Annotated in this window: 20 protein-coding genes; 5 read left to right on the top strand and 15 right to left on the bottom strand. The window is 47.9% G+C overall.

Going from position 1 to position 22,544, the window contains the following annotated elements:
• Window positions 1–93: 93 nt before the first annotated feature.
• Window positions 94–927 carry a diaminopimelate epimerase gene (gene dapF, locus AC58UW_RS05045; protein WP_497419611.1) on the bottom strand — a complete coding sequence of 278 codons (834 nt, stop codon included), beginning with the start codon at window positions 925–927 and terminating at the stop codon, window positions 94–96.
• Between the two features lie 151 nt (window positions 928–1,078).
• Complete coding sequence (locus AC58UW_RS05040) at window positions 1,079–3,871, bottom strand: calcium-translocating P-type ATPase, SERCA-type (protein WP_497419610.1); 2,793 nt, start codon at window positions 3,869–3,871, stop codon at window positions 1,079–1,081.
• Window positions 3,872–4,053: 182 nt separating this feature from the next.
• Between AC58UW_RS05040 and AC58UW_RS05035 the strand changes: the two genes are divergently transcribed.
• Window positions 4,054–5,817, top strand: a complete 1,764-nt coding sequence (locus AC58UW_RS05035; RefSeq protein WP_497419609.1) for an Rqc2 family fibronectin-binding protein — start codon at window positions 4,054–4,056, stop codon at window positions 5,815–5,817.
• Window positions 5,818–5,866: 49 nt separating this feature from the next.
• Here the strand turns inward: AC58UW_RS05035 and galU are convergent, their stop codons facing one another.
• The 5 genes from galU to AC58UW_RS05010 form a co-directional block, all read right to left on the bottom strand.
• Window positions 5,867–6,748: a UTP--glucose-1-phosphate uridylyltransferase GalU gene (gene galU / locus AC58UW_RS05030; RefSeq protein ID WP_497419608.1), complete on the bottom strand. Its 882-nt coding sequence runs from the start codon at window positions 6,746–6,748 to the stop codon at window positions 5,867–5,869.
• Window positions 6,749–6,762: 14 nt separating this feature from the next.
• Window positions 6,763–7,602, bottom strand: a complete 840-nt coding sequence (locus AC58UW_RS05025) for a PHP domain-containing protein (RefSeq protein WP_497419607.1) — start codon at window positions 7,600–7,602, stop codon at window positions 6,763–6,765.
• A 47-nt stretch (window positions 7,603–7,649) separates the two neighbouring features.
• A complete protein-coding gene (locus AC58UW_RS05020; RefSeq protein ID WP_497419606.1) occupies window positions 7,650–8,561 on the bottom strand; it encodes a selenium metabolism-associated LysR family transcriptional regulator in 912 nt (303 codons plus the stop codon).
• 111 nt (window positions 8,562–8,672) lie between these two features.
• The gene (locus tag AC58UW_RS05015) at window positions 8,673–9,110 is read right to left on the bottom strand and encodes a hypothetical protein (protein ID WP_497419605.1); all 438 of its coding nucleotides are present in this window, start codon (window positions 9,108–9,110) and stop codon (window positions 8,673–8,675) included.
• 212 nt (window positions 9,111–9,322) lie between these two features.
• Complete coding sequence (locus tag AC58UW_RS05010) at window positions 9,323–9,586, bottom strand: YlbG family protein (protein ID WP_028558190.1); 264 nt, start codon at window positions 9,584–9,586, stop codon at window positions 9,323–9,325.
• 47 nt (window positions 9,587–9,633) lie between these two features.
• Here AC58UW_RS05010 and AC58UW_RS05005 point away from each other — a divergent pair, with 47 nt between their 5' ends.
• Window positions 9,634–10,638, top strand: coding sequence for an asparaginase (locus tag AC58UW_RS05005; protein ID WP_497419604.1), 1,005 nt, complete (start codon window positions 9,634–9,636; stop codon window positions 10,636–10,638).
• Window positions 10,639–10,644: 6 nt separating this feature from the next.
• On the opposite strand, the gene AC58UW_RS05000 is transcribed toward AC58UW_RS05005, so the two are convergent.
• From AC58UW_RS05000 to AC58UW_RS04970, 7 genes are all read right to left on the bottom strand, one after another.
• Window positions 10,645–11,082 (bottom strand): YlbF/YmcA family competence regulator, encoded by a 438-nt coding sequence (locus tag AC58UW_RS05000; protein WP_497419603.1) that lies wholly within the window; start codon window positions 11,080–11,082, stop codon window positions 10,645–10,647.
• Window positions 11,083–11,177: 95 nt separating this feature from the next.
• Window positions 11,178–13,208, bottom strand: a complete 2,031-nt coding sequence (locus tag AC58UW_RS04995) for a helicase-associated domain-containing protein (RefSeq protein ID WP_497419602.1) — start codon at window positions 13,206–13,208, stop codon at window positions 11,178–11,180.
• Complete coding sequence (locus AC58UW_RS04990) at window positions 13,198–14,904, bottom strand: DNA repair helicase XPB (protein WP_497419601.1); 1,707 nt, start codon at window positions 14,902–14,904, stop codon at window positions 13,198–13,200. Before AC58UW_RS04990 ends, AC58UW_RS04995 begins: the two co-directional genes overlap by 11 nt.
• 134 nt (window positions 14,905–15,038) lie before the next feature.
• Window positions 15,039–16,112 carry a Gfo/Idh/MocA family protein gene (locus AC58UW_RS04985; protein ID WP_497419600.1) on the bottom strand — a complete coding sequence of 358 codons (1,074 nt, stop codon included), beginning with the start codon at window positions 16,110–16,112 and terminating at the stop codon, window positions 15,039–15,041.
• 49 nt (window positions 16,113–16,161) lie between these two features.
• Entirely contained in the window at window positions 16,162–17,322 is a 1,161-nt protein-coding gene (locus AC58UW_RS04980) for a Gfo/Idh/MocA family protein (protein ID WP_497419599.1), read from the bottom strand.
• A gap of 175 nt (window positions 17,323–17,497) precedes the next feature.
• On the bottom strand, window positions 17,498–17,938 hold the full coding sequence (locus AC58UW_RS04975; RefSeq protein WP_497419598.1) for a CBS domain-containing protein: 441 nt from the start codon (window positions 17,936–17,938) through the stop codon (window positions 17,498–17,500).
• Between the two features lie 62 nt (window positions 17,939–18,000).
• Window positions 18,001–19,170, bottom strand: coding sequence for a M20 family metallopeptidase (locus tag AC58UW_RS04970; protein WP_497419597.1), 1,170 nt, complete (start codon window positions 19,168–19,170; stop codon window positions 18,001–18,003).
• 204 nt (window positions 19,171–19,374) lie between these two features.
• Between AC58UW_RS04970 and AC58UW_RS04965 the strand changes: the two genes are divergently transcribed.
• Window positions 19,375–19,722, top strand: coding sequence for a YugN family protein (locus tag AC58UW_RS04965; protein WP_497419596.1), 348 nt, complete (start codon window positions 19,375–19,377; stop codon window positions 19,720–19,722).
• Between the two features lie 13 nt (window positions 19,723–19,735).
• Window positions 19,736–20,884, top strand: coding sequence for a putative lipid II flippase FtsW (gene ftsW / locus AC58UW_RS04960; RefSeq protein WP_497419595.1), 1,149 nt, complete (start codon window positions 19,736–19,738; stop codon window positions 20,882–20,884).
• Between the two features lie 29 nt (window positions 20,885–20,913).
• On the opposite strand, the gene AC58UW_RS04955 is transcribed toward ftsW, so the two are convergent.
• Window positions 20,914–21,294: an Asp23/Gls24 family envelope stress response protein gene (locus AC58UW_RS04955; RefSeq protein ID WP_497419594.1), complete on the bottom strand. Its 381-nt coding sequence runs from the start codon at window positions 21,292–21,294 to the stop codon at window positions 20,914–20,916.
• A 199-nt stretch (window positions 21,295–21,493) separates the two neighbouring features.
• Here AC58UW_RS04955 and cax point away from each other — a divergent pair, with 199 nt between their 5' ends.
• On the top strand, window positions 21,494–22,540 hold the full coding sequence (gene cax / locus AC58UW_RS04950; RefSeq protein ID WP_497419593.1) for a calcium/proton exchanger: 1,047 nt from the start codon (window positions 21,494–21,496) through the stop codon (window positions 22,538–22,540).
• Window positions 22,541–22,544 lie beyond the last annotated feature (4 nt).

Raw genomic sequence — 22,544 nt, 5'->3', positions numbered from 1 at the left:
AATCTCCCCGCTTACTAAAAAAATGTAGTTATAATGTATCACAAATGATGGGAGATATTAAGATAAACCTTTATCAATCATTCTGATATCGTGCTAGTCCAGCGTCCCCTGATACACTTCTTCGGCAGGCCCCGTCATATAGACGTGATTATCTTCTTCATTCCATTCAATGAACAGATCTCCGCCTTTCAGCGAAACCGTAGCCTGACGGTCGGTAAGCCCATTAAGAACAGAAGATACCAGCGTCGCACAAGCACCAGTCCCGCAAGCAAGCGTAGGACCTGCGCCCCGCTCCCAAACGCGCATATCCGTGAACGCGCGATTCTTCACCGTAGCGAATTCCACATTGATTTTACGCGGGAACATAGGGTGTACTTCAAGCTTAGGTCCCCATACGGCAAGGTCGAAATTGACGGCATCATCCACATAAATGACACAGTGCGGATTCCCCATCGAAACAGCTGTAAATCGAAACTCTCTTCCGTCCACTTCGATCGGATGATTGATGACTTTGGCCTCATCTACCGTTGTAGGAACTTCGAGTCCTTGCAAAATCGGCTGCCCCATATCCACTCGGACCGTCGCGACTTTCCCATCTTGCACATTCAGTTGGACCTTTTGTACGCCTGCTCCCAAGGTTTCAACAGTAATCTCCGTTGCGTCGGTGAGCTTGTGATCGTAAACATATTTAGACACACAACGAATCGCATTACCGCATTGCTCAGCTTCAGACCCGTCGGAGTTAATAATGCGCATTTTAAAATCTGCCTTCTCGGAAGGAAGAATGTATACTAAGCCGTCAGCGCCAATCCCAAAGAAGCGATTGCACAACCGGATCGCAAGCTGATCCACACCGGCAGGAAGTTCCTTTTCACCAGCTATGACAATAAAATCGTTGCCTAAACCATGCAATTTTGTGAATTTCATTGTAATCAGCACTCCAAATGTGTGTTTTAGCCAATATCATAGCGCAAAAATGCATGCATGCATAGTCCTTTCTGCTGATTTTTGCTCCGTTAAATAAGAAAAGGCCATCCCAATGGTCTTAAAGACCACAGAGACAGCCGCACATCTAAACTTATCTGAAACTTGCCTTGGATGACGTATAAGCAGCGGGACGAGAACCTTTTGTACGCTTCGGTGAGAGCACGCTGCCCAGCCCCATGAGAAAGGTCGGGATGCCTGCGGCGATCAGAACGAGAATCCAGTCCTTCCAGCCCAGAGGAACGGTTTTGAAGATCGGTTGAAGAGCTTCCACATACATAACGGCGAGCATCAATATGAGTGAGGATAATACCGCAAGGACAAGGTAACGATTTTGTAACGGATTGCGATGAAAAATCGAACGGGAGCTGCGGCAATCGAACACATGGATCAGCTGAGCCATGACCAGCGTAGCGAATGCGACGCTTTGAGCTTTCAATAAGGTTGCGGCATCCGAAGGATCAGCCCGCAGTACGAGCCAGAAGGCCGCCAAGGTGCAAACACCGATAAGAATTCCGCGGGAAATAATTTTCCAGCCGAGCCGTCTGGCGAAGATGTTCTCCTTCGACGAGCGGGGCTTATGCTGCATCAAGTCCTTCTCAGCTTGGTCAACGCCAAGCGCCATCGCCGGAAGGCCGTCCGTCACCAGATTCACCCACAGAATTTGGATCGGTACCAGCGGCAAAGGAAGACCTGCCATCATCGCGATAAACATCGTCATAATCTCGCCGACATTGGAGGCAAGCAAATACCGGATGAATTTGCGGATATTTTCGTAAATCCCCCGTCCTTCTTCAATCGCTGCGACAATCGTGGAGAAATTATCGTCGCTGAGAATCAAGGAAGAAGCTTCCTTCGAAACGTCCGTCCCCGTGATCCCCATCGCGATTCCGATATCCGCTGCTTTAATCGCCGGAGCATCATTCACTCCGTCACCCGTCATAGCGACAACATGTCCTTTGCGCTGCAAGGCTTTGACAATACGCAGCTTATGCTCAGGGGATACCCTTGCATACACGTAAGTATCATTAACCTTGGCTTCCAGATCCTCGTCCGACATCGAAGCGAGCTGCTGCCCGCTCAAGCTAACTCCATTGCCTTGAATCATGCCGAGTTGTTTGGCAATCGCCTCTGCCGTCGTCTGATGGTCGCCGGTAATCATAACCGTTTTAATGCCTGCTTTGCGGCATTTGGAGATGGCTTCACGCACTTCTTTACGAGGCGGGTCAATCATGCCGGTCAGCCCGATGAAGATCAAACCATTTTCCACCGTTTCATAATCATCATAGCGATCAGTGCTTTTTAGCTCTTTATAGGCGATGCCGAGCACCCGAAGGGCGGATCTTGCCATGCCTTCATTGGCCGCCATTACTTTTTGTTTCAGTGTAGACGTAAATGGAATGACTTTGCCATCCCATAGAATGTAGCTGCAGTGCTGGAGCAGAACGTCAGGAGCTCCCTTGGTACATGCCATGCGCCCATTTTCCGAAGTCACGAGAACTGACATTCGTTTGCGCTCAGAGTCAAAAGGGAACTCAGCGATCCGTTTATACTTATCCCTAAGCGATTCTTGCGTAATACCGCTCTTCGCGCTCAGGACAACTAGCGCTCCTTCGGTCGGATCCCCTTTGATATTCCAGACAGAGACGACATTCTCTTTGGCATCCTTGCCTTTCTTCCGTTTCAACTCCTGCTTTTCTTCATATAAGGTTGCGTTATTACAAAGCACAGACACATGAAGCAGCCTGCTTAATGAAGGGTTTTTGAGCACATCCGCACATTGACCGCCAATTTGAATGTCACCAACCGGTGTATAGCCGTCCCCTGTCACTTCCAGCACATCGCCGCCAACCCATAAGTGTGTAACGGTCATTTTGTTCTGAGTGAGTGTTCCTGTTTTATCGGAGCAAATGACCGAAGCGCATCCTAATGTTTCAACAGAAGGCAGCTTTCTTACAATCGCTTTGCGTTTAATCATTCGCTGTACGCCAAGCGCCAGTGCAATAGTCACAATAGCAGGCAAGCCTTCTGGAATTGCAGCAACGGCCAAACTCACTCCTGCCAAGAACATGGCATAAGGCTGTTGTCCATGCATAATACCGGCAACAACGACGAGAACGGTTAACGCGATTGCAACAATAATCAGTATCTTCCCGAGCTGTTCTAGACGGTGCTGAAGCGGCGTTTCCATGGATTCCGTATTTTGAATCAAATCTGCGATTTTACCCATTTCCGTATTCATTCCGATTCGAACGACAATGGCTTTGGCCGTGCCTCTTGAAACCATCGTGCCCATAAACCCTAGATTCCGCTGATCCCCGAGCGGTACTTCGTCATGCGCAATAGCTGCAGTTTGCTTACTGACTGCCACAGACTCGCCTGTTAGCGCTGATTCCTCGATATAGACGCCATTCGTCTCCAGGAAACGCACATCGGCTGGAACCCGGTCCCCGCTTTCGAGTAAAATGATGTCGCCAGGCACCAAATCACGAGCCGGTATTTGATGAACGGCGCCTTCTCTCCACACGTTCGCATTCGGAGCAGACAGTTCTTTAAGTGCGCGGAGCGAACGTTCGGCGCGGAATTCTTGGGTAAAGCCAAGGATGCCGTTCATGACAATGATGACAACGATCGTGATCGCATCTAAATATTCGCCCAGCAAGCCGGAGATCAGAGTCGCCCCTAATAACACCAGCACCATGAAATCTTTGAATTGATTCAATAGCAGCGTAATCGGAGAGACGCGATGCCCTTCAGTCAGCTCATTGCGACCTGCTTCTCCCTGCCGCTTCCAGGCTTCTTCCCAGGGCAACCCTTGCTGCGTGTCCACCTGCTGTAACTGCAGGACTTCTTCCGATGTCAACTGGTACCACTTATTCTGACTCATTCGCCCTTCTCCCTCCCACTTCCCACTTGATCTTGCCTCTCACTCATACGTAAATGTATTCAGACAAGCCGGAAAATATCCCTGAAATCATCTTTCCCGGTGGCTAAGACTTAAGTTTTTGTGAAAAGTATGGCATCATAGAGATTAGCAAAGTTTTCACCTAGAATGGAGTTGTATGTATCATGGCTTTAGACGGACTAGTCCTGCACGCGATTGTTCATGAATTACAAGCGTGTGTAGGAGGCCGCATTAATAAAATTCACCAGCCCAGCGAGAATGACGTCATCCTGCAAATCCGAGCGCAAGGGCAAAATCTCAAGCTTCTTCTTTCAGCGAATCCCACCTTCCCACGGGTCCAGCTCACGGAGCAAAATTCTTTAAATCCGATGGATGCCCCTATGTTCTGCATGCTCCTTCGCAAGCACTGTGAGAACGGGGTTATTGAAGCCGTGGAACAAATCGGCATGGAACGTGTCGTCCGGTTGCAAATCCGTCACCGAGATGAACTAGGCGATATGAGCACCAAAGAAATCCTTGTGGAGATTATGGGACGGCATAGCAACATCATTCTACTGGATCCGGCAACGGACACCATTTTGGACGGTATTCATCACGTAACCCCTGCCATCTCCTCCTATCGGGTTGTCATGCCAGGAAGCAAGTACGTCACACCGCCTGCGCAAGATAAGCAAAATCCGCTTAACGTGAATAGGGCAGCTTTCCTTGAGACGATGGCTCAAATGCCTGAGGAAGAGTCCCCCAGTTCGGATAAGCCCGAACAAAGGCTAGTCGCTGCATTCAGCGGGTTAAGCCCATTAATTTCCAAAGAGATCGTATTTCGCAGCCGCACGGGCTATGAAAGCGAACAAACGGTCGATATGGACGCTTTATGGCATGCTTTTGACAAAGTAATGTCGGCAGTACGTCAGCACCACTACGAACCTGTCATTACCGAGCAGACAAGTACCGGCAAATTGTTCTTCGCCATGACACCGCTAACGCATATCATAGGCACGTCCACAACGTACCCAACGCCTAGTGCATGCCTGGAGATGTTTTATGGAGACAAAGCCGAAAGAGATACGGTCAAACAGCGCGTAGCGGATTTGCTCCGTTTTCTACATAATGAATCCAATAAAAATGTCAAAAAACTGGAGAAACTCCAAGAAACCGTCGACGATTCCAAGGATGCCGACAAATTTCGAATACTTGGCGAGCTGCTGACAGCTTCCCTGCATGCCGTTAACAAAGGGGATCGCGAGCTTGAGACGATCAACTACTATGATGAAGATCAGGCTCTGATTAAAATTCCACTGGACCCGCTGTTGAGTCCATCAGAAAATGCGCAGCGCTATTTTAAAAAATACACAAAAATGAAAAACAGTACCGCTATTGTCGAGGAACAAATCGAACAAACACATCAGGAAATTACGTATTTGAACTCCTTGCTGCAACAGCTAGGCGTAGCTTCCTTGACCGATATCGAGGAAATCCGCGATGAGCTCATGGAACAGGGCTATATACGCGACCGCAACAAAAAACAGCGGAAAAAGAAGAAAAAAGATAAGCCCGCCTTGGCGTGCTATATGTCTAGCGAACAAATTCCGATATACGTCGGCAAAAACAATACGCAAAACGAATTTTTAACAAACCGGTTTGCTTCTTCATCCGATACTTGGCTGCATACGAAAGATATTCCCGGCTCTCATGTCGTGATCCGAAGCGATAGCTATTCGGAGACTACGCTGCGAGAGGCGGCGCAATTAGCCGCTTACTTCAGTCAAGCCAAGCATTCCAGTCAAGTTCCTGTTGACTACACAACGATCAAACATGTCCATAAACCGAATGGCTCCAAGCCTGGATTCGTCATCTACGTGAATCAGAAAACGCTGTTTGTGACGCCGGATGAACAGGAAATCAAACAAATGAAAGTAACTGTAAAATAGAGAAAGAACCTAGCGCAGCTTTCCTGCACTAGGTTCTTTTTGTTTGTTGTTACTCTGCTTCCAGCTTTCTAGCCAAATTAAGAAGATACGCTTTCACCTGATTCTGCAAATCAGGCCGTTGAAGGGCAAGCTCGATGGTCGCTTCAATATATCCGAATTTGTCGCCAACGTCGTAGCGATTCGCCTGCATCAGATAGGCGGCCATTCGCTGCTCTCGATTAAGAACACGGAGGGCATCCGTTAATTGAATTTCTCCGCCGCGGCCGGGCTCTTGCCGTTCCAGGATGCCAAATATTTCAGGCATAATGAGGTAGCGGCCGATCACCGCTAAATTCGAAGGCGCTTGGTTGCGATCAGGTTTCTCGACCAAATCTTCAATCAAACGATAGCTGCCGTAGCTCGACGCTGGGGATACGATCCCATATTTACTCACATCTTCCCAAGGCACTTCTTGTACAGCGATAACAGACGTTTCCGTCTGTTCATAAATATCCAACATCTGTTTGAGTCCAGGTCGAGAAGACTGCAGAATGTCATCGCCTAAAAGCACGGCAAACGGCTCATCACCAATAAATTTGCGTGCGCAAAGGATCGCATGACCGAGGCCTAAGGGCTGCTTTTGCCTAATATAATGGACATCAGCCAGATTAGAGACAGACTGTACAATGTTCAACAATTGTGTGCTGCCCTTTTCTTCGAGCATCATTTCAAGTTCAACGGATTTATCAAAATGATCTTCAATTGCACGCTTATTGCGGCCTGTTACAATGATGATATCCTCAATCCCAGATTCAATAGCTTCTTCCACGATATATTGGATGGCAGGCTTGTCTACAATAGGCAGCATTTCTTTCGGCTGCGCTTTCGTAGCTGGCAGGAATCGCGTCCCTAAACCAGCCGCGGGAATAATGGCTTTACGAATCTTTCTCATTAACGCAGCTCCTTCTAGGTATGTAGGCCTTGCAAAACTTCAATCCCTATTCGTTTGGAGCCGATAGGCGCATGAAATACAACTCCGCCCCGTTCGCCGTGAAAATCTGAACCGGCTGTGATGAGCAGCCCTGCACGCTGAGCAAGTTCAAGATATCTCGCTTCATCTTCCGGTGTGTGGTCAGAATGGTACACCTCAATGCCGTCTAATCCTTGCTGCGTAATAGCCTCAACGAGAGCATCGTCATGGTAGATGCCCGGATGAGCAAGAACGGCCTTGCCACCGGCTTCATGAATCCACTGGATGGCCGTTTCCGGTTTGATCCGCGGCGGGTTAGCATAAGCGGCAGCTCCTGTCCCCAAATACTTGTCAAAGGCCTCACTAATGGAGGAAACATAACCTTTGTTCAGAAGCACGGCAGCAATATGAGGTCTTCCGACGGTATCACCCTTACGCTTAATATTCGCGACTTCTTTGAGCACGTCATCCATCGTAATCTCCATGCCTAACTGCTGCAAACGCTCAATAATCATGTCATTGCGAGTATTTCGAGTGTCGCGCAAAGATGCCAGTCTTTCCAGAAACCGAGCATCCTCGATTTGAATATAGTACCCCAGCACATGGATGTCCTGACCGCCCTCGACGGTCGAGATCTCGACTCCGGGCACAACTTCAATCCCGAGTTTCAATCCCTCTGCAAGCGCTTCAGCCACACCGGAAACCGTATCATGATCCGTGATGGCAATTGCCGCCAGACCGGCGTCGCGGGCCATTTGCACATTAGCAGCAGGCCGCTGCGTCCCGTCTGAAGCCGTTGTATGTGTATGTAAATCCGCTTCCATTTTGGCTGTCATTTCTGCTTCCCCCTCTTCCTCTTTTTAATCGCCAGATACCGCACATGTTAGAGAAAACGGCTCAATTCTTCTTGCCGTAAAAAGGTCATAAAACTTACCGCGGATATTGGAAGCAGTGTGGAATTTAAATAGATCGCATAGAAGCTGCGTTCAAACCTGATATTCTCAATCGTTTTCACTTTAAACAGCCCCAAGGTCACTTCATGCTTAACCGAAGACTGCGATAGGATGGAAATGCCAAGCCCAGCTTCAACGGCTGATTTGATAGCGCCAGTACTGCCTAGTTCCATCACAATCTTCATCGTGGAACAATCCATGTTGCAGCGGGCGAATTCCTCTTCCATTACCCTTCTAGTCCCCGAGCCTTGCTCACGAAGCACGAATGGATATTTCAACACTTCTTCAAGTGTAACAACCTCCATGTCTGCTAAGGGATGATCCGCTGGTACAATTAACTTAAGCTCATCGCTTAAAATCGCTTCGGTATGGACATCCGGATGATGAATTGGAGCCTCGACAAGCCCGAAATTGAGCTGATGACCAAGAACCTCATCCAGAATCTGTGTGGTGTTCATCACCTTCATGGAAACGGAGATGTTCGGATAGTCTTTGCTGAAGGGGCCAAGCAGACGAGGCAAAATGTATTCGCCCATTGTCAAGCTTGCGCCAAGTTGCAGCCGCCCTTCAATCATTTTGGTGAATTTGGACATCGCAACATCCGTCTCCCGGATCAGCTCAATGCTATTCTTAGCAAACGGCATCAGTGCTCTGCCCGCCTCAGATAGCTCAATCTTCTTGGTGCTGCGGTGAAATAACTTCACGCCGAAGTAGTCCTCAAGGGATTGAACCTGCATGGTGACGGCAGGCTGGGTCATATGGAGCGCTCCGGCGGCATGTGAGAAACTTCCTTTTTCCGCAACGGTATAAAAAATGTGGAGTTGATGAAAATTAAGTGCCATAAAAACCCGCCTCTCTATGCTACCATTATATGAAATTGCACGCGCACAGTCCATCGGACATAAAAAAGAGCATGCCGCGATGGACACGCTCTTGATCCAGCTATTATCCAGTTATCGGCGCTTGCGGCTATTCTTGATCAACGTCATGCGCCGTGAATGCCTAAGCCAAGAATAATATGATTTCAAATCGCGGAGCTCCATGGTTTCGGACATTCTCCCGAGGAAGGTGACAATGATCATCTTATGCAGCGGATTGCCCACCAGATCCGTTTCGTTCTCCAAGTGAGAAAACTCAGCAACGACGACAAGGTCATCATCAATCAGATAAACATCTTCTTCATTTCGATAATAAGGGACGATGTTATCATTTTTAAGCTTTTCCCATAGAAAAGCACAGATTTCCTCCAGTGAGTTGTTTTCGCTGGAAACACGATCGGTCCATCTCAGCTTCGCATGATTCGTGATCACGACATCCGCCACTTTCTTGTCACCCAGCTGCACGAAGAATGGTTCATAAGTACTCCATCTCCCCATTACTTTGTCTTTCATGATCACACCCCCTTTCCTAGAAAAATGAGTCCGCGTACCTATTCCCTGACTGTATGTAAGTTATAGTTTACTTGATTATAACTTTTTTTCCCATGTAAGAATATATAAAATTATTAATAAATATTTGTGAATTCCTGAAAAAATGCTCAATTATCTAAAAATTCAAAAAATAAAAAAAGCTTCTTCCGAAGCTTTCGTTTTGCACTACAGCCTCAAAGGGTGTAAAATCTAGTTTTGTCCGGCACATCACTACTGTATTCGGTTTTGATTTCATTGCGATAAGACTTTTCTACTTTTTTGACGTATGGCAGCTTAAGTAAGCTGCGAGTCGTCTCTTCAACTTTGCTTGCATGTATATAAAGAACTGCATAATTCATTTTCTTGGATATGTAATGAAGTGAACCGAATCTTTCCAAGTTTCTGGCGGCCTTGATATCGTTAACCCAAATGATTAACCCGCTACGCTCAATCATCATGATTGCAACCTCTTTTCAATAATCCTAGTATGGAGTGATACCCTTACATGAAGCCTTCTAACACCATTGTCCGCGTGTACCGCGGGAACATAACAGAAAGTATTCACCGCGTTCATCTCGCGGTAGTTAATACCCACGGCTCGCTGCTGCACGAGGCAGGCGAACCACAGCTCCTAACCTTCGCCCGTTCGACGGCGAAGCTCATTCAAGCGCTGCCGGTCATCGAATCCGGCGCGGCTGATCATTTCGGCCTCGAAGATGCCGAAATTGCTTTGTGCTGCGCTTCCCATAACGGGGAAGCTGAGCACGTGAGCGCTGCCCAAGGCATCTTGGGCAAGCTCGGTTTCCATCACGAGCACCTGCAGTGCGGTGCTCATGAGCCCTACCACGCGCCGACCGCGCAGGCCATGCGCGAACGGGGTGAAGCGCCGACCACGCTGCATAACAACTGCTCGGGCAAGCATTCAGGCATGCTGGCGCTTTGTGCGCATCTCAGCGCATCGCCGGATACATACATGAGCCTGCAGCATCCTGTGCAGCAGCTCATGCTGGACGCGGTATGCGCCATGTCCGGCATCCCGAAATCGCAGATGGAGCTCGGGATCGACGGCTGCGGAGTGCCCGTATTCGGCATGCCAATCAACCATCTCGCGCTTGCTTTCGCCCGGCTTGGAAGCCCGGAAGGGCTGCCCGAGGTCCGTGCAAACGCTTGCCAGAGAATTGTCGCCGCGGTGCGAAAATATCCTCAATACCTAGCAGGCAGCGATCGCTTCGATACGCAATTAATCGAAGTGACGCAGGGCCGAATCATCGGCAAAATGGGTGCTGAGGGCATTTTCGCACTAACGGTCCCTGAGAAGGGGTTGGGCTTTGTGCTGAAGATTGAAGACGGTAATCAGCGAGCGCTCTATCCTGCTGTCGTTGAAGCGCTGAAGCAGTTAGATCTGCTCTCGGCATCCGAAGTCAGCCAGCTTGCTGCTTTTCACACGCCTGCCGTTCATAACTGGCAAGGAACCGAGGTCGGAATCATCCGCCCCGATTTCCAGTTGTAACATAGATTAACCGCAATTGCCGCTGCAGCTTCCACCCGAGGAACATCCTTTGCCGGTTGGCAGCGGGTTATTGCTGGGAACTTTGATAGAATCAGATACGGCGTGAGCGATCGTCGTGGACACGGTGAACAATAAATCGTCCAAGCGATCCTCCGCTTCTTTGAATCTGCGAACAGCCTCAACCAGGTGCAACTTGTCCTGAACCTCGTTCACAGCAGCCAAAGCTTCGTGATAGCTCGGGTGATAATGACCGAAACGCTCGCATTCTTCGAAAGCATCTTTCTTTCTTGCAAAGACGGCTTTAAGCTCTTTCACTTCCGCACTGTTCTCAACAGCGTTCTTCCAATATAAATAATCTGCCACTTCAGCAGAGGAATTAATCATGTCACCCATGTCATAGGCCTGCATAAGAACGGCCGACATATCAATCGTTTCTGTTTCCATTGTCTGTAACATACCTATGTTCAACTTCCTTCCTCTTAAAGAGTATCTGACATCTCTTACTATACCACAGTTCCTCAAGAGTTTCTTCCTTTTCTCTATACACCCTCGTCATTAATGCCCGGCAAAATCAATTTCATTTCCTCCCAGTCCTCACCAGACCATGCAATCTCTTGTAATTCTTCTAGTCCTTCCAGGATCCAGCCTGAGCGTTCTTCGCGCAAAGTTCGGGGAATTATGAAGCGGCTCTGCCCCTCTTTGCGCAGCTGCAAGCAGCTCTTCCATTCAATGGCCTTACGAATCATTTCTTTACGCGTGGAACCATGGTATGAGCGAAAATCTCGCAGCCAACTTAACGGGATATCCCCCATATCCGGGTACAAGTCATTTCTTTCTGGCAGCTCGGTGTCCATCTCATAAAGCTGTATGGAATCTCTGGAATAACATAAACCCGGCGTCAGATTTCCAGGTACATTCCCAACCTTGCTTTCCGGATCATTTACTTCTTTACGGCTGCTTTTGGGGTTATACCCCATATTCTCTAAAAACTTGGTAAGCTGAGCCAATTGTGCTTTGGGCACGATAAAATCAGCAGCGCCGACACGTTCCCGAAGAAATGGCTGGCATTTCTCGTTTCTGAGCAGGCTATCTGCGATTTCGTCCGATCGGCAGCGAAGCAGCGTTACCTCTTCAAAATGCACTTTGCCGGTCTGCTCCCCCCATTGCCGCAGAGTTACAGTTATTGGCTCTGGAATTTCATAATAAGCATTCTCTTGCAGCAGCGAGATCATTTCTTCACTACTTTGCCCCAATTCCCAAGCACGATTAAAACCTTCTTTTGTCATGCGATAAGTACGAACATGATCCGTCTGCTTGAGGTCGGCGAACGCCGCGATCTCCCACTCCATTCGAAGCGATGCATCTGGAAGCAGCAGTATTTCAAAATCAGGCTGCACATAAAACGAAGGAACCGCCGATTGTTTTTCCAATTGACTTGCCTGATCATCGCTGGATTCACTCTTGGGATCCCCTTCGCCCTTCGGTGAAATCAACCATCGAAACCAAACACTGCCTTCTTTATCGGCAGCAAGTTCTACAAAACGAAAGTTGGACAGCGGCGCAATCCAGCTAGAAAAAAGAGCATGTGTAAGAGAATCAGCCTCTTTCATCTGACCATTATCAGTGCAGCTCTCCATAATCGCTCCCACTATGGTGTCTACGCCAACCCATTGCAATGTTTCTGCCCTCTCCATCCACGCTATGCCATGCTGAAGCCAGACAGGTGCCGGAAGCTGTAATTGACGCCAAACGCCGTAAAGCGCCTTCTGCTGCCTCTCATAAGGTGCATCAAGCCATGCTAGGAAGGCGTCCTTGCACAACACTAGCTGATCGTCATTCCCCGAAATGAACCCCATTCGAATAGCCATTTCTAGCATCAGTACCGCACCATCATCGTAAATATCTCTGAATGCGTAGGTAATTCCCGCGGCACGCAGCAATCCATCCGGAAGAATGAGGTGCTGAGTGAGCTTTAAGATCTGCTTTTTATGTAACGTCCCTTTATTGGTTAGAGGAAGTGAAGGCTGCTGCGAACAGGCCGCAATAAAGTGAAAGAGCTGCTGGGCAAGACCTCTAGGATGCGCGTTTGCTTCTTCCTGATGTGAACCATTCATTTGGATAACCCCCGCTGGCAGCGGCTCTAACGTGCTTTCATCCGAAATAGTCTTACGTTCTACGGAAGGAAAAAGCAGTCCCTGCCAGGCGTCAAAAGTATCCTCAGGCAGCACAAAAAGCTGCTCCCCCCAGGCTTTGCGGAATGCGGCAATAATGCCTGCCCGTCTAAGGCCCACCAGCCCAATGGCGACTTGTGCGCCAGCCATACGGAGGCCCGCTTGCTTTTCAAGCGCAACGCTCGTGAACGATTCACAACCGAATGCGGAAAGAATAAGACGGAGCGTATTTTTCTCATCCACTGACAGATGGGACAACAGCCGTAGGAGATATTTTCGGTCAGTTAGCAGATCAGACAACGAAACTCCTTCCTTGATATAAGAAGAGCACCAAGCTTGGCTAGAAATAAGCCCCTTCAGGGCTTCCGGCATTCGATTTACTACATGCTCATATCTCATGCTGTTCTCCTTTTCGATCTTTCGTTTCAGGACTCCAACGCGTAATGCAGTATTCATAACCTTGCTCCACCAAAAACAGTTGACGCTTCATAGCAAAGTCCTGCTCTTTCGTATCCTCGCTGATGATTGAATAAAATACGGCTGCATTCGCGCCGCTGCTCTTCGGACGAAGAATCCGTCCCAGCCGCTGCGCCTCCTCTTGGCGCGATCCATAGCTGCCAGATACCTGGATAGCTACCGCGGCATCCGGTAAATCGACGGCAAAATTAGCCACCTTGGAGACAATCAGCAGCGGCAGCTGCCCCTTTTTAAATTGATCATAGAGTTCCTCTCTATGTTCATACGCCATAGAACCGCTGATCATCGGCGCGCCGGTGTGAGCCGAGATCTGTTCTAACTGATCAATATATTGGCCAATAATTAATGTTGGTTCATTGACATGGAGCTGCAGCAAGTGGTCAATCACCTGTTGTTTGGCCCTATTTTCGCCAGCAATCCTGAATTGCTGCCTGGCGCCAGAGGCTCCGTATAGGTCGCGATCGCTCTGGGTTAGCAGAACACGCACTTCCTGGCAGGTAACCTTAGCAATCCAGCCTTGCGACTCGAGCTCCTTCCATGCCATATCAAACTTCTTAGGCCCTACTAGGGAGAAAACATCTTCCTCTCGGCCATCTTCCCTGATAAGAGTAGCGGTCAAACCGAGTCTGCGGGTCGCCTGAATGTCCGCCGTAGCCCGAAAAACAGGAGCTGGCAGAAGGTGCACCTCATCATAAATGATGAGCCCCCATTCTCTTTCGCTGAACAAACGCATATGTGCGAAGTCATCTTCCTTTTTGCCACGATGTGTTAGAATTTGATACGTTGCTATAGTGACTGGCCGTACGTCCTTCGTTGTTCCGTTATATTCGCCGACCTGATCTTCTGCAAGCCCTGTTTTGCTCAAAATCTCCCGCTTCCACTGCTTTACAGATGTGACATTCGACGTAAGAATCAACGTCGCACAGTTGCATCTCGCCATTGCGGCAATGCCAATCACGGTTTTACCTGCTCCGCAAGGCAGCACAAGAACGCCGCTCCCCCCTTCTCCGATGCGATGAAAGGCATCAACGGCACTCTTCTGATAGTCGCGCAGTTGAAAAGGCTCTTCGACTGTTTCTTCATCGCGCAGCTGAATAGGAAGAAATTCACCGCTCCGGTATGCCGCCAAATCTTCAACCGGATAGCCGAGCTTGATCAATTCCTGCTTCAACACGCCGCGATAAGCCGGAGAAATAGCAATAGCCCGCTCGCCGCGGGTATCTTCTAAATATTTTTTCAGCGAATCATACGCACGAATTTCTTTCAATATGACCGTATCATCACTGACGAGATAGAGTTCGTTGCCGACGTTTTCCATCCGTAAAATCCCATATCGGTTCGCATATTTACGAATTCCGCTGAGCACAGAGGAAGGAACACCAAATTTCGCATTTTGCTGCAAGCAAGCCGACATTTGTTCGATTGGCATACCTGCAGCCGTTGCATTCCACAGCGATAACGGCGTAATCCGATACATGTGGAGATGCTCCGGGCTTTTGATGAGGTCCGCGAAACGGGATAGAACCCCTCGAACCGACTCAAATTCAGGATGATGCGTTTCCAATAAGACAGACAAATCGCTTTGTACGATCAGAGGACGGGTAGGATCTACTTTCATTGGTTGCCATCTCCTTTCTCTCTAGTATGAAAGGAAAGAGCTGGATTTAAACCTAGTTGGCCTGTCCGTTTTATTCATGAACAAGCATAACGGGCAGCCCGGCGACGATCGCTAGACTACCCGTTTGATAACCTCTATTCAACGCGAATTGCTTTCTCCTGTGCAAGCAAGCAGAGCTCTGCTGCTTTGAACGTGTGAGCCTGCGTCATCGCATTCTCCGTCCGATTGATACAATCAAGGATCAATTGGCCAAAGAAAGGAAAGCCTACTTGTCCATGAAGACTGTAGTGTTTCTCGCCTTGCTGATTGACCAGATACAACTGATCTCCTTGCGGGTCACGCGCGATGTCAATATATTTACGAAGCTCAATATATCCTTCTGTTCCCAGAATCAACGTGCGACCGTCGCCCCATGTCCCAAGACCGCTCGGTGTCAGCCAGTCTACACGGAAATAGTTCGTTGCCCCGTTATCCCCAACAAGTGTAGCGTCACCGAAATCCTCCAGCTCCGGATAATCCTTCGCATGGTAGTTCGCCACTTTACTGCTTACAACGGTAGCATCCTTACATCCCGCGTAATACAGAAATTGTTCAATTTGATGAGAGCCAATATCACACAGAATGCCGCCATACTTGTCTTTTTTGAAAAACCAATCCGGCCGTCCTGCAGCACCCAGTCGATGCGGTCCAAGTCCAATCACCTGTACAACGCGCCCGATAGCGCCTTCTTCAATCAGCTGTCCAGCAAACACAGCGCTTTCTACGTGCAGACGTTCACTGAAGTAAACCGCATATTTACGGCCAGTCTCTTCTACCTTTGCTTTGGCAGCGGCAAGCTGATCCAGCGAGGTGAATGGCGTTTTGTCCGTAAAGTAGTCTTTGCCGTGCTCCATCGCCCGAATGCCTAGTGGTCCGCGTTCGGATGGAACTGCAGCCGCAGCGATCAGCTTAACTTCAGCGTCATCAAAAATTTCTTGCTCCGAAGAGGCTGCTTTCGCTTGCGGGTATTTCTCAATGAAAGCCGCTACTTTCGCAGGATCTTGGTCATAGACCCATTTCAGTTCTGCTCCAGCTTCCAATAAACCATTACACATGCCATAGATATGACCATGATCTAAGGCAATAGCTGCGAAGACGAACTCCCCTTTTTGCACGACGATGTTCGGCTTACCTTTTGGTGCATAATTCATTCCATCGCTTTTTTGCATATCCGAATTCCTCCACGATCTTACCCCTGTATCGACAAGGCCAAATTATTTATCTTGAAGCGGAAACATCAAACGTCTTATACCCAGCTTCTTTATTGACAGTGGAATTCTTGATTTTGTCCTGCAAATGTTGTTCGAAAAGCTCCTCGTCAATCGGCAGATCAACCCAGTTGTCTGTCCATGTGGATAACAGCATTGCATTGGAAAGCATTAAGCCTTTGATGCCTTCTTCCCCTGGAGCAACAAGCGGTGTGCCGTGCAGGATGGCATCTACGAAGTTTTGTGTAATCCCCATGTGACTTGTTTCTTTGCCTTCGATTGGGATATCGATTTTCCAGCATTCTGGTTGTCCGAATCCGCCTTTGAACGTTTCGTTAAATTCTCTTTCGGAAACGCGCAAACGCCAGAATGTCAGCTTGCCATCTTCAATGACAATTTTGCCACGGTCACCGGAAATCTCAAAACGGTTCGTTCCCGGAGCTTCTCCAGTTGTTGTAACGAACAATCCTGTTGCGCCGTTCTCGTACTCAACGAATGCCGTTACATCATCTTCAACCTCGATATTGCGGTGCTTCCCGAAGTAACAGAATGCGCGAACACGCTTCGGCATCATGTCAATCGTCCACTGCCACAAATCAAGCTGATGCGGATCCTGGTTAATAAGAACTCCGCCGCCTTCACCAGCCCATGTTGCGCGCCAGCCGCCTGAATCATAGTAGCTTTGGGATCTGTACCAGTTGGTAATGATCCAGTTTGTTCTGCGGATTTCGCCAAGCTCACCGGACTCCACTAGATCTTTTAACTTTTTATATAAAGGGTTTGTACGTTGGTTGTACATCATGCTGAATACTTTGCCTGACTCTTTAGCAGCCTCATTCATTTGACGAACTTGTTTGGTATAAACGCCTGCCGGTTTCTCGCACAAGACATGGAGTCCAGCTTTAAAAGCTTTTATCGCTACTTCGGGATGGTCATAGTGTGGAGTCGCAATCAGTACACTATCAATGACGCCCGAGTTCAGGAATGCATCAAGATTGTCGAATAATTGGATGTCCGGACTTAGGTTTTCTTTCGCCCATTCCAAACGATCTGCTCTGAATTCACATATAGCTGTTAACTCAGCGCCTTTTACTTCGTTCTTCACCAAATATTTGGCATGTCCAGTTCCCATATTGCCCAGACCGATAATACCAATCCTAACTTTCTCCATATGTACTCACCTTTTTCTTGTCAGATTCAATATTGAACACGTTATCAATGTAGCATATTTAAGCACTCCGCATCTTGTCGCAGATTGACTACCTTATTGCGAACTTTGACAGATACACGGCAAAAGCAAGCAAAAAGGACCGGTTTCCCGGTCCGAATTACTCAGAATATTCCTTTTATCTAGCTCCAACCGGCGTTTTGTCAGAGGAAATTTTGCCAAGTGCCTGGCCGGCTTCATCTTCAAAGCTGCCGCGCACCGCCAAATCTCCAATCGCTACGATACCGACGAGCTCCCCGTTCTCAACAACCGGCAGCCGTCGGACTTGATTTTTCGCCATTATTTTGGCCGCTTCTTCAACGGAAGTATTCGGATCTATCGTTGCAACATCCTTCGTTATCACTTGCTCAACGGCCGTAGAACCTGAATGCTTTTCGGCATATCCGCGAACAGCCAAATCTCGGTCGGTAACAACACCTATGAGCTTTTTACCGTCAACAACGGCAACGAATCCGATATCGTGCTGTTTCATTTTCAATGCAATTTCATAGACATTATCCTGCAAAGTTACTGTCACGCAATCTTTACTCATAATCTGCCGAACTGTTTTATCAGCCATGTCCACGATCCCTCCCTAGAGTTGTCTTACAGACATAGCATTCTCCAAAGGGGGGACGGCATTCATGCCATATAATCCAAAGCCATTCCTAGGAGCAAATTAGCCGCGTTCAGCATGGACTTCTCATCGATATCAAATTTGGGATGATGATGCGGATGAATAATGCCCGCTTCCACATTGCCTGCCCCTACAAACATGTAACAGCCTGGACGATGGTGCAAATAATAAGAGAAGTCTTCTCCGGCCATAATAAGTGGAGATTCATGCGTAGCTTCTGCCCCAAATAATGCGGCTCCTACCTTAAAGAATCGCCCAGCTTCGTTCGCATCATTAACTACCGTTGGATAGCCCAGCTTGTAATCAATTTCGTAAGCAGCTCCAAACATTTCGCAAGTGGACTGCACCATCCGCTCGATGCGCTGCTTGACATCTTGTCTAAGCTCTGCGTTAAAAGTCCTAACGGTCCCGCTTAACACACTCGTTTCTGCAATGACATTGAAGCTCGTCCCTCCGTGAAAGGAACCGATGCTTACGACACAAGGCTCAATCGGATCTACCTGACGGCTTACTATCGATTGCAGATTCACTACTAATTGCGAGGCAACGTAGATGCTGTCAATGGTTTGATGAGGCAATCCGCCGTGACCGCCTTTACCTTGAATCTGGATCGTAAATTCGTCGGGAGCAGCCATCAATGGACCCGCTTTGGAGTAAACGTTGCCTACTGGGAATGGTGTCCACAAATGTACGCCAAACACAGCATCAACGCCTTCAAGCGCCCCATCTTGAATCATGGAATCTGCGCCGCCAGGGGTAATTTCTTCAGCGTGCTGGAATAGGAAAACCAGATTTCCTTTTAGTTCAGCCCGGTGCTTACTTGCTACTTTCGCGATACCGAGCAGTGTTGATGTGTGAGCATCATGTCCGCAAGCATGCATGACCCCTTTGGTGAGCGATGCGTATGTGCAGTCTTTCTCATCTTGAATAGGAAGAGCATCCATATCAGCTCGCAGAGCAACGGTTGGCCCGTCTCCACTACCGCGGAGCAATCCCACAACTCCGTTGCCGCCAACACCTTGGCGGACTTCAATATCCCAACTGCGAAGGTGAGTCGCTACGAAATCAGCCGTCTGGTATTCATGGAAGGAGAGCTCAGGGTTTTGATGCAGATAGCGCCTCCAGCCAACCATTTCTTCATAAATGGCTTGTAAGTCCGCTTGAAAATCAATCATAGATAAATCCTCCGCTCATCCTTATATCTAGGTATTTCATATTTGCCTTAGTGATTGAACCTATTCTACCAAATTAATGCTCCAGTTTCATCTCCAAAGTGCCATCAAATATTAGAAATTAGACGAACCTATCGACTTGCAGAACCTTTGGAAACATACTATCATGAATAAAGAATGCATACGTACAATATGGAGGCGTTATAAGTGATTATTGAAGCAACTGGCTTAAAAGGCTTAAAAAGCGATCTGGCTCACCTAGATGAAGTAACGACGAAGCTTGGTTTCGTGCGCTGGCAGTGGGAATACACTCGTGCTACTTATGATTTCAAAATGGAAGATAAAGCAAGTAATTCCGTGTACTTCTTACGTGTCAATGCACGTGTTGAATCCGGCAAACTGGAATCTCCTTATGCCATTTTGTTCCTTGAGGATGCTTACATAGGTAGAGAAACATTCCCGCATGGTTTGGACTACGATTCGCCAATTCCTGAATCCGTGCTCAAACTTTCCAAACAAAAATTGGATCAGCTGAAGCAATTGTTGGCGGACTAGGCGAGGATACAGCATGAATCCACCTCGAAGAGGAACGCCGGATTTTCTGCTGCTTCTATTAACGTTTGTACTTGTTTGCTTCGGTCTGGCCATGGTCTTCAGTGCAAGCTCGATGACAAGTGCCTATTATGGAGATCCATGGGCATTCACGAAAAAGCAGCTAATTGCAGTCGGGATTGGAACCATCGGCATGCTCTTTTGCATGAATCTCCATTATACGAAGCTCAAAAAGCTTGTAATCCCTGCGTTCTTCTTTATCGTGATTGCCTTGATCTTCGTTATCTTCACGACCAAAGCTAACGGGGCCAGCAGCTGGTATACGCTTGGTAAATTCGGCATTCAGCCGACAGAGTTCGCCAAGTTGATTGTCATCCTGTATTTGGCTTCATTAATCAGCAACAAGGACGAGAAATTCCGCAATTTCAAAAAGGGACTGCTCCCTGCCTTAATTGTTGTTGGCTTCGTCTGTTTCTTGATCATGCTCCAGCCGGACTTTGGTTCATGCATGATTCTTTTTATTTGCTCGGCTATTGTGATTATGGTCGGCGGCTCAAATTTGAAACACATCTTCTTGCTGGGGACAAGCTTACTGACCCTTGGTGCAATCGGTATAGCCCTTTACATGTTAAAAGGCGGTGCCAAGGGCACTAACTATCGAATTGACCGTTTGACTTCGTTTTTGGATCCTTTTTCAGACCCCCAAGGCTCCGGGCATCAAGTTGTCCAATCCTTGTACGCATTCGGACATGGCGGCTTACGCGGGGCTGGCTTTGGACAAGGCATCCAGAAACTGCACTACTTACCTGAGGCCCATAACGATTTTATTTTCGCCATTATCGGTGAGGAGTTAGGATTCATAGGAAGCTCTCTATTTATTCTTGTTTTCATTTTCTTCATTTGGCGGGGCATCCTTATTGCTGTACGCAGTCCGGATATGTTCGGCATGCTTGCTGGGGTAGGTATCATGGTGATGTTCGGCTTTCAAGCTTTTGTTAATATTGGAGGCGTTACAGGAACCATCCCTCTAACCGGGGTAACCCTTCCCTTCATTTCAGCTGGGGGATCTTCTATGATGGTCTCTCTGATCAGTATGGGTATTATACTTAGCATATCTCGGGAACAAACACGCAAAGAAGAACCAACTACCAAAAAAAGACCCTAATCGACAGGAAACTCGATTGGGTCTTTTTTTTATTTTACACGATTAGGATCGTCTAGAGCTTCTTCTTCTCTGAAAGCAACGCCTTCTACTTTAACGTTCACTTCAACCACATTTAAGCCCGTCATATTTTCTACAGCTTCCCGAACATTCTCTTGGAGATCCCTGCATACATCCTGAATACGGGAACCGTAATTGACAATAACGCGTAAATCGATGGCCGCTTCCACTTGGCCTACCTCTACCGAGACGCCTCGTTGCACGTTTTTACCGCTCAAGCGCTTTGCTAAGCCTTCTGAAATGCCACCTGACATTCCTGCTATGCCAGCTGTTTCGAGAGCTGCAAGACCTGCTATAGTGGATACTACATCATCAGAAATACGAATTAAGCCGGTTTGATTGTCTTCGGACATATGGATCAACTCCTAATATAGGGTTCTTTGAATGGATTGCCAAACTTCTCCACTCTGGTATAAATCTATTGTAATAAGTTCAATAGATGAAAGCAAGAACTGCTGCAAATGTCTAAATCGAATTTACTTTATCGGGCAAAGTGGGTATAGTAAATAGAAGTAAAAAAGTTCCAATATTTCAAGAGTCGGAGGGTGTACATTGAAAGGTAAATTGTTTTATGCGGGTTTAATCATTTCTTTTGTATTGACAGGGATCGCGCACTACGCACATCTGGATACAACCCTGCAATTCGTCATTGCCTGTATCGCGATTATTTTTGTCGCCGGGTTCCTAGGCAAAGCGACTGAAAGCGTGGCCCATTATGCTGGCGAACGGGTTGGCGGATTCCTTAACGCCACGTTTGGTAACGCAGCCGAGCTAATCATTGCCATCTTCCTTGTGAAGGACGGCTTGTACGATATCGTTAAGGCCAGCCTTACAGGGGCCATCATCGGGAATCTTTTGCTAGTGCTCGGGCTCAGTATTTTTGCGGGTGGACTCAAATTCAAAGAACAGTCGTTTAACGTAAAACTGGCTTCCCACAACTCGTCCTTGATGATTCTAGGCGTCGTGGCGCTTTTCATTCCTGCGATTTTCACAGGAGGTTTAACGACGAAAGAGACATCAACGATGAGCATGATCGTAGCGATTTTACTTATAGTCGCGTACTTGCTCTGGCTTCTGTTCTCCATGGTGACACATAAAAGTGTGCTTTCTGATGCAGCCATTGAGCACGGAGAGGCTGCTTGGTCCAAATCAACGTCCATTCTCTTCCTAGTTATATCCACCGTCATGGTTGCTTTCACGAGTGAGTGGCTGGTCGGCACCTTAGAGGAAGTTACTCATAAATTTGGATTCTCTGAGCTCTTTGTCGGGGCATTCCTCGTAGCGATTATCGGGAACGCAGCTGAGCACAGCGCCGCCGTCATGATGGCGATGAAAAATAAAATGGGCGCAGCCGTTGAAATTGCCATCGGCAGCTCCTTGCAAATTGCGCTATTCGTAGCTCCAGTGCTAGTGCTGGTCAGTTTCTTCATGAGTGGCACGCCTATGAATATCGTATTTACGACCTATGAGATAGCAGCCATCGGGGTAGCCGTCTTCATAACCAAGTCGATCACGCAGGACGGCTCGACCAATTGGTATGAAGGTCTCCTGCTGCTCTTTGTCTACGTCATCCTAGGCGTCGTATTCTTCCTCGTCTAAGGTT

It is taken from the genome of Paenibacillus sp. J22R160, assembly GCF_059692135.1.
The sequence above is the reverse complement of the archived record's forward strand: the minus strand, read 5'-3'. Positions and strand labels throughout refer to the sequence as shown.

Coding starts and splice junctions, on each gene's coding strand:
- dapF (WP_497419611.1), bottom strand. CDS start 927: ATGAAATTCACAAAATTGCATGGTTTAGGCAACGATTTTATTGTCATA.
- AC58UW_RS05040 (WP_497419610.1), bottom strand. CDS start 3,871: ATGAGTCAGAATAAGTGGTACCAGTTGACATCGGAAGAAGTCCTGCAG.
- AC58UW_RS05035 (WP_497419609.1), top strand. CDS start 4,054: ATGGCTTTAGACGGACTAGTCCTGCACGCGATTGTTCATGAATTACAA.
- galU (WP_497419608.1), bottom strand. CDS start 6,748: ATGAGAAAGATTCGTAAAGCCATTATTCCCGCGGCTGGTTTAGGGACG.
- AC58UW_RS05025 (WP_497419607.1), bottom strand. CDS start 7,602: ATGACAGCCAAAATGGAAGCGGATTTACATACACATACAACGGCTTCA.
- AC58UW_RS05020 (WP_497419606.1), bottom strand. CDS start 8,561: ATGGCACTTAATTTTCATCAACTCCACATTTTTTATACCGTTGCGGAA.
- AC58UW_RS05015 (WP_497419605.1), bottom strand. CDS start 9,110: ATGAAAGACAAAGTAATGGGGAGATGGAGTACTTATGAACCATTCTTC.
- AC58UW_RS05010 (WP_028558190.1), bottom strand. CDS start 9,586: ATGATGATTGAGCGTAGCGGGTTAATCATTTGGGTTAACGATATCAAG.
- AC58UW_RS05005 (WP_497419604.1), top strand. CDS start 9,634: ATGAAGCCTTCTAACACCATTGTCCGCGTGTACCGCGGGAACATAACA.
- AC58UW_RS05000 (WP_497419603.1), bottom strand. CDS start 11,082: ATGGAAACAGAAACGATTGATATGTCGGCCGTTCTTATGCAGGCCTAT.
- AC58UW_RS04995 (WP_497419602.1), bottom strand. CDS start 13,208: ATGAGATATGAGCATGTAGTAAATCGAATGCCGGAAGCCCTGAAGGGG.
- AC58UW_RS04990 (WP_497419601.1), bottom strand. CDS start 14,904: ATGAAAGTAGATCCTACCCGTCCTCTGATCGTACAAAGCGATTTGTCT.
- AC58UW_RS04985 (WP_497419600.1), bottom strand. CDS start 16,112: ATGCAAAAAAGCGATGGAATGAATTATGCACCAAAAGGTAAGCCGAAC.
- AC58UW_RS04980 (WP_497419599.1), bottom strand. CDS start 17,322: ATGGAGAAAGTTAGGATTGGTATTATCGGTCTGGGCAATATGGGAACT.
- AC58UW_RS04975 (WP_497419598.1), bottom strand. CDS start 17,938: ATGGCTGATAAAACAGTTCGGCAGATTATGAGTAAAGATTGCGTGACA.
- AC58UW_RS04970 (WP_497419597.1), bottom strand. CDS start 19,170: ATGATTGATTTTCAAGCGGACTTACAAGCCATTTATGAAGAAATGGTT.
- ftsW (WP_497419595.1), top strand. CDS start 19,736: ATGAATCCACCTCGAAGAGGAACGCCGGATTTTCTGCTGCTTCTATTA.
- AC58UW_RS04955 (WP_497419594.1), bottom strand. CDS start 21,294: ATGTCCGAAGACAATCAAACCGGCTTAATTCGTATTTCTGATGATGTA.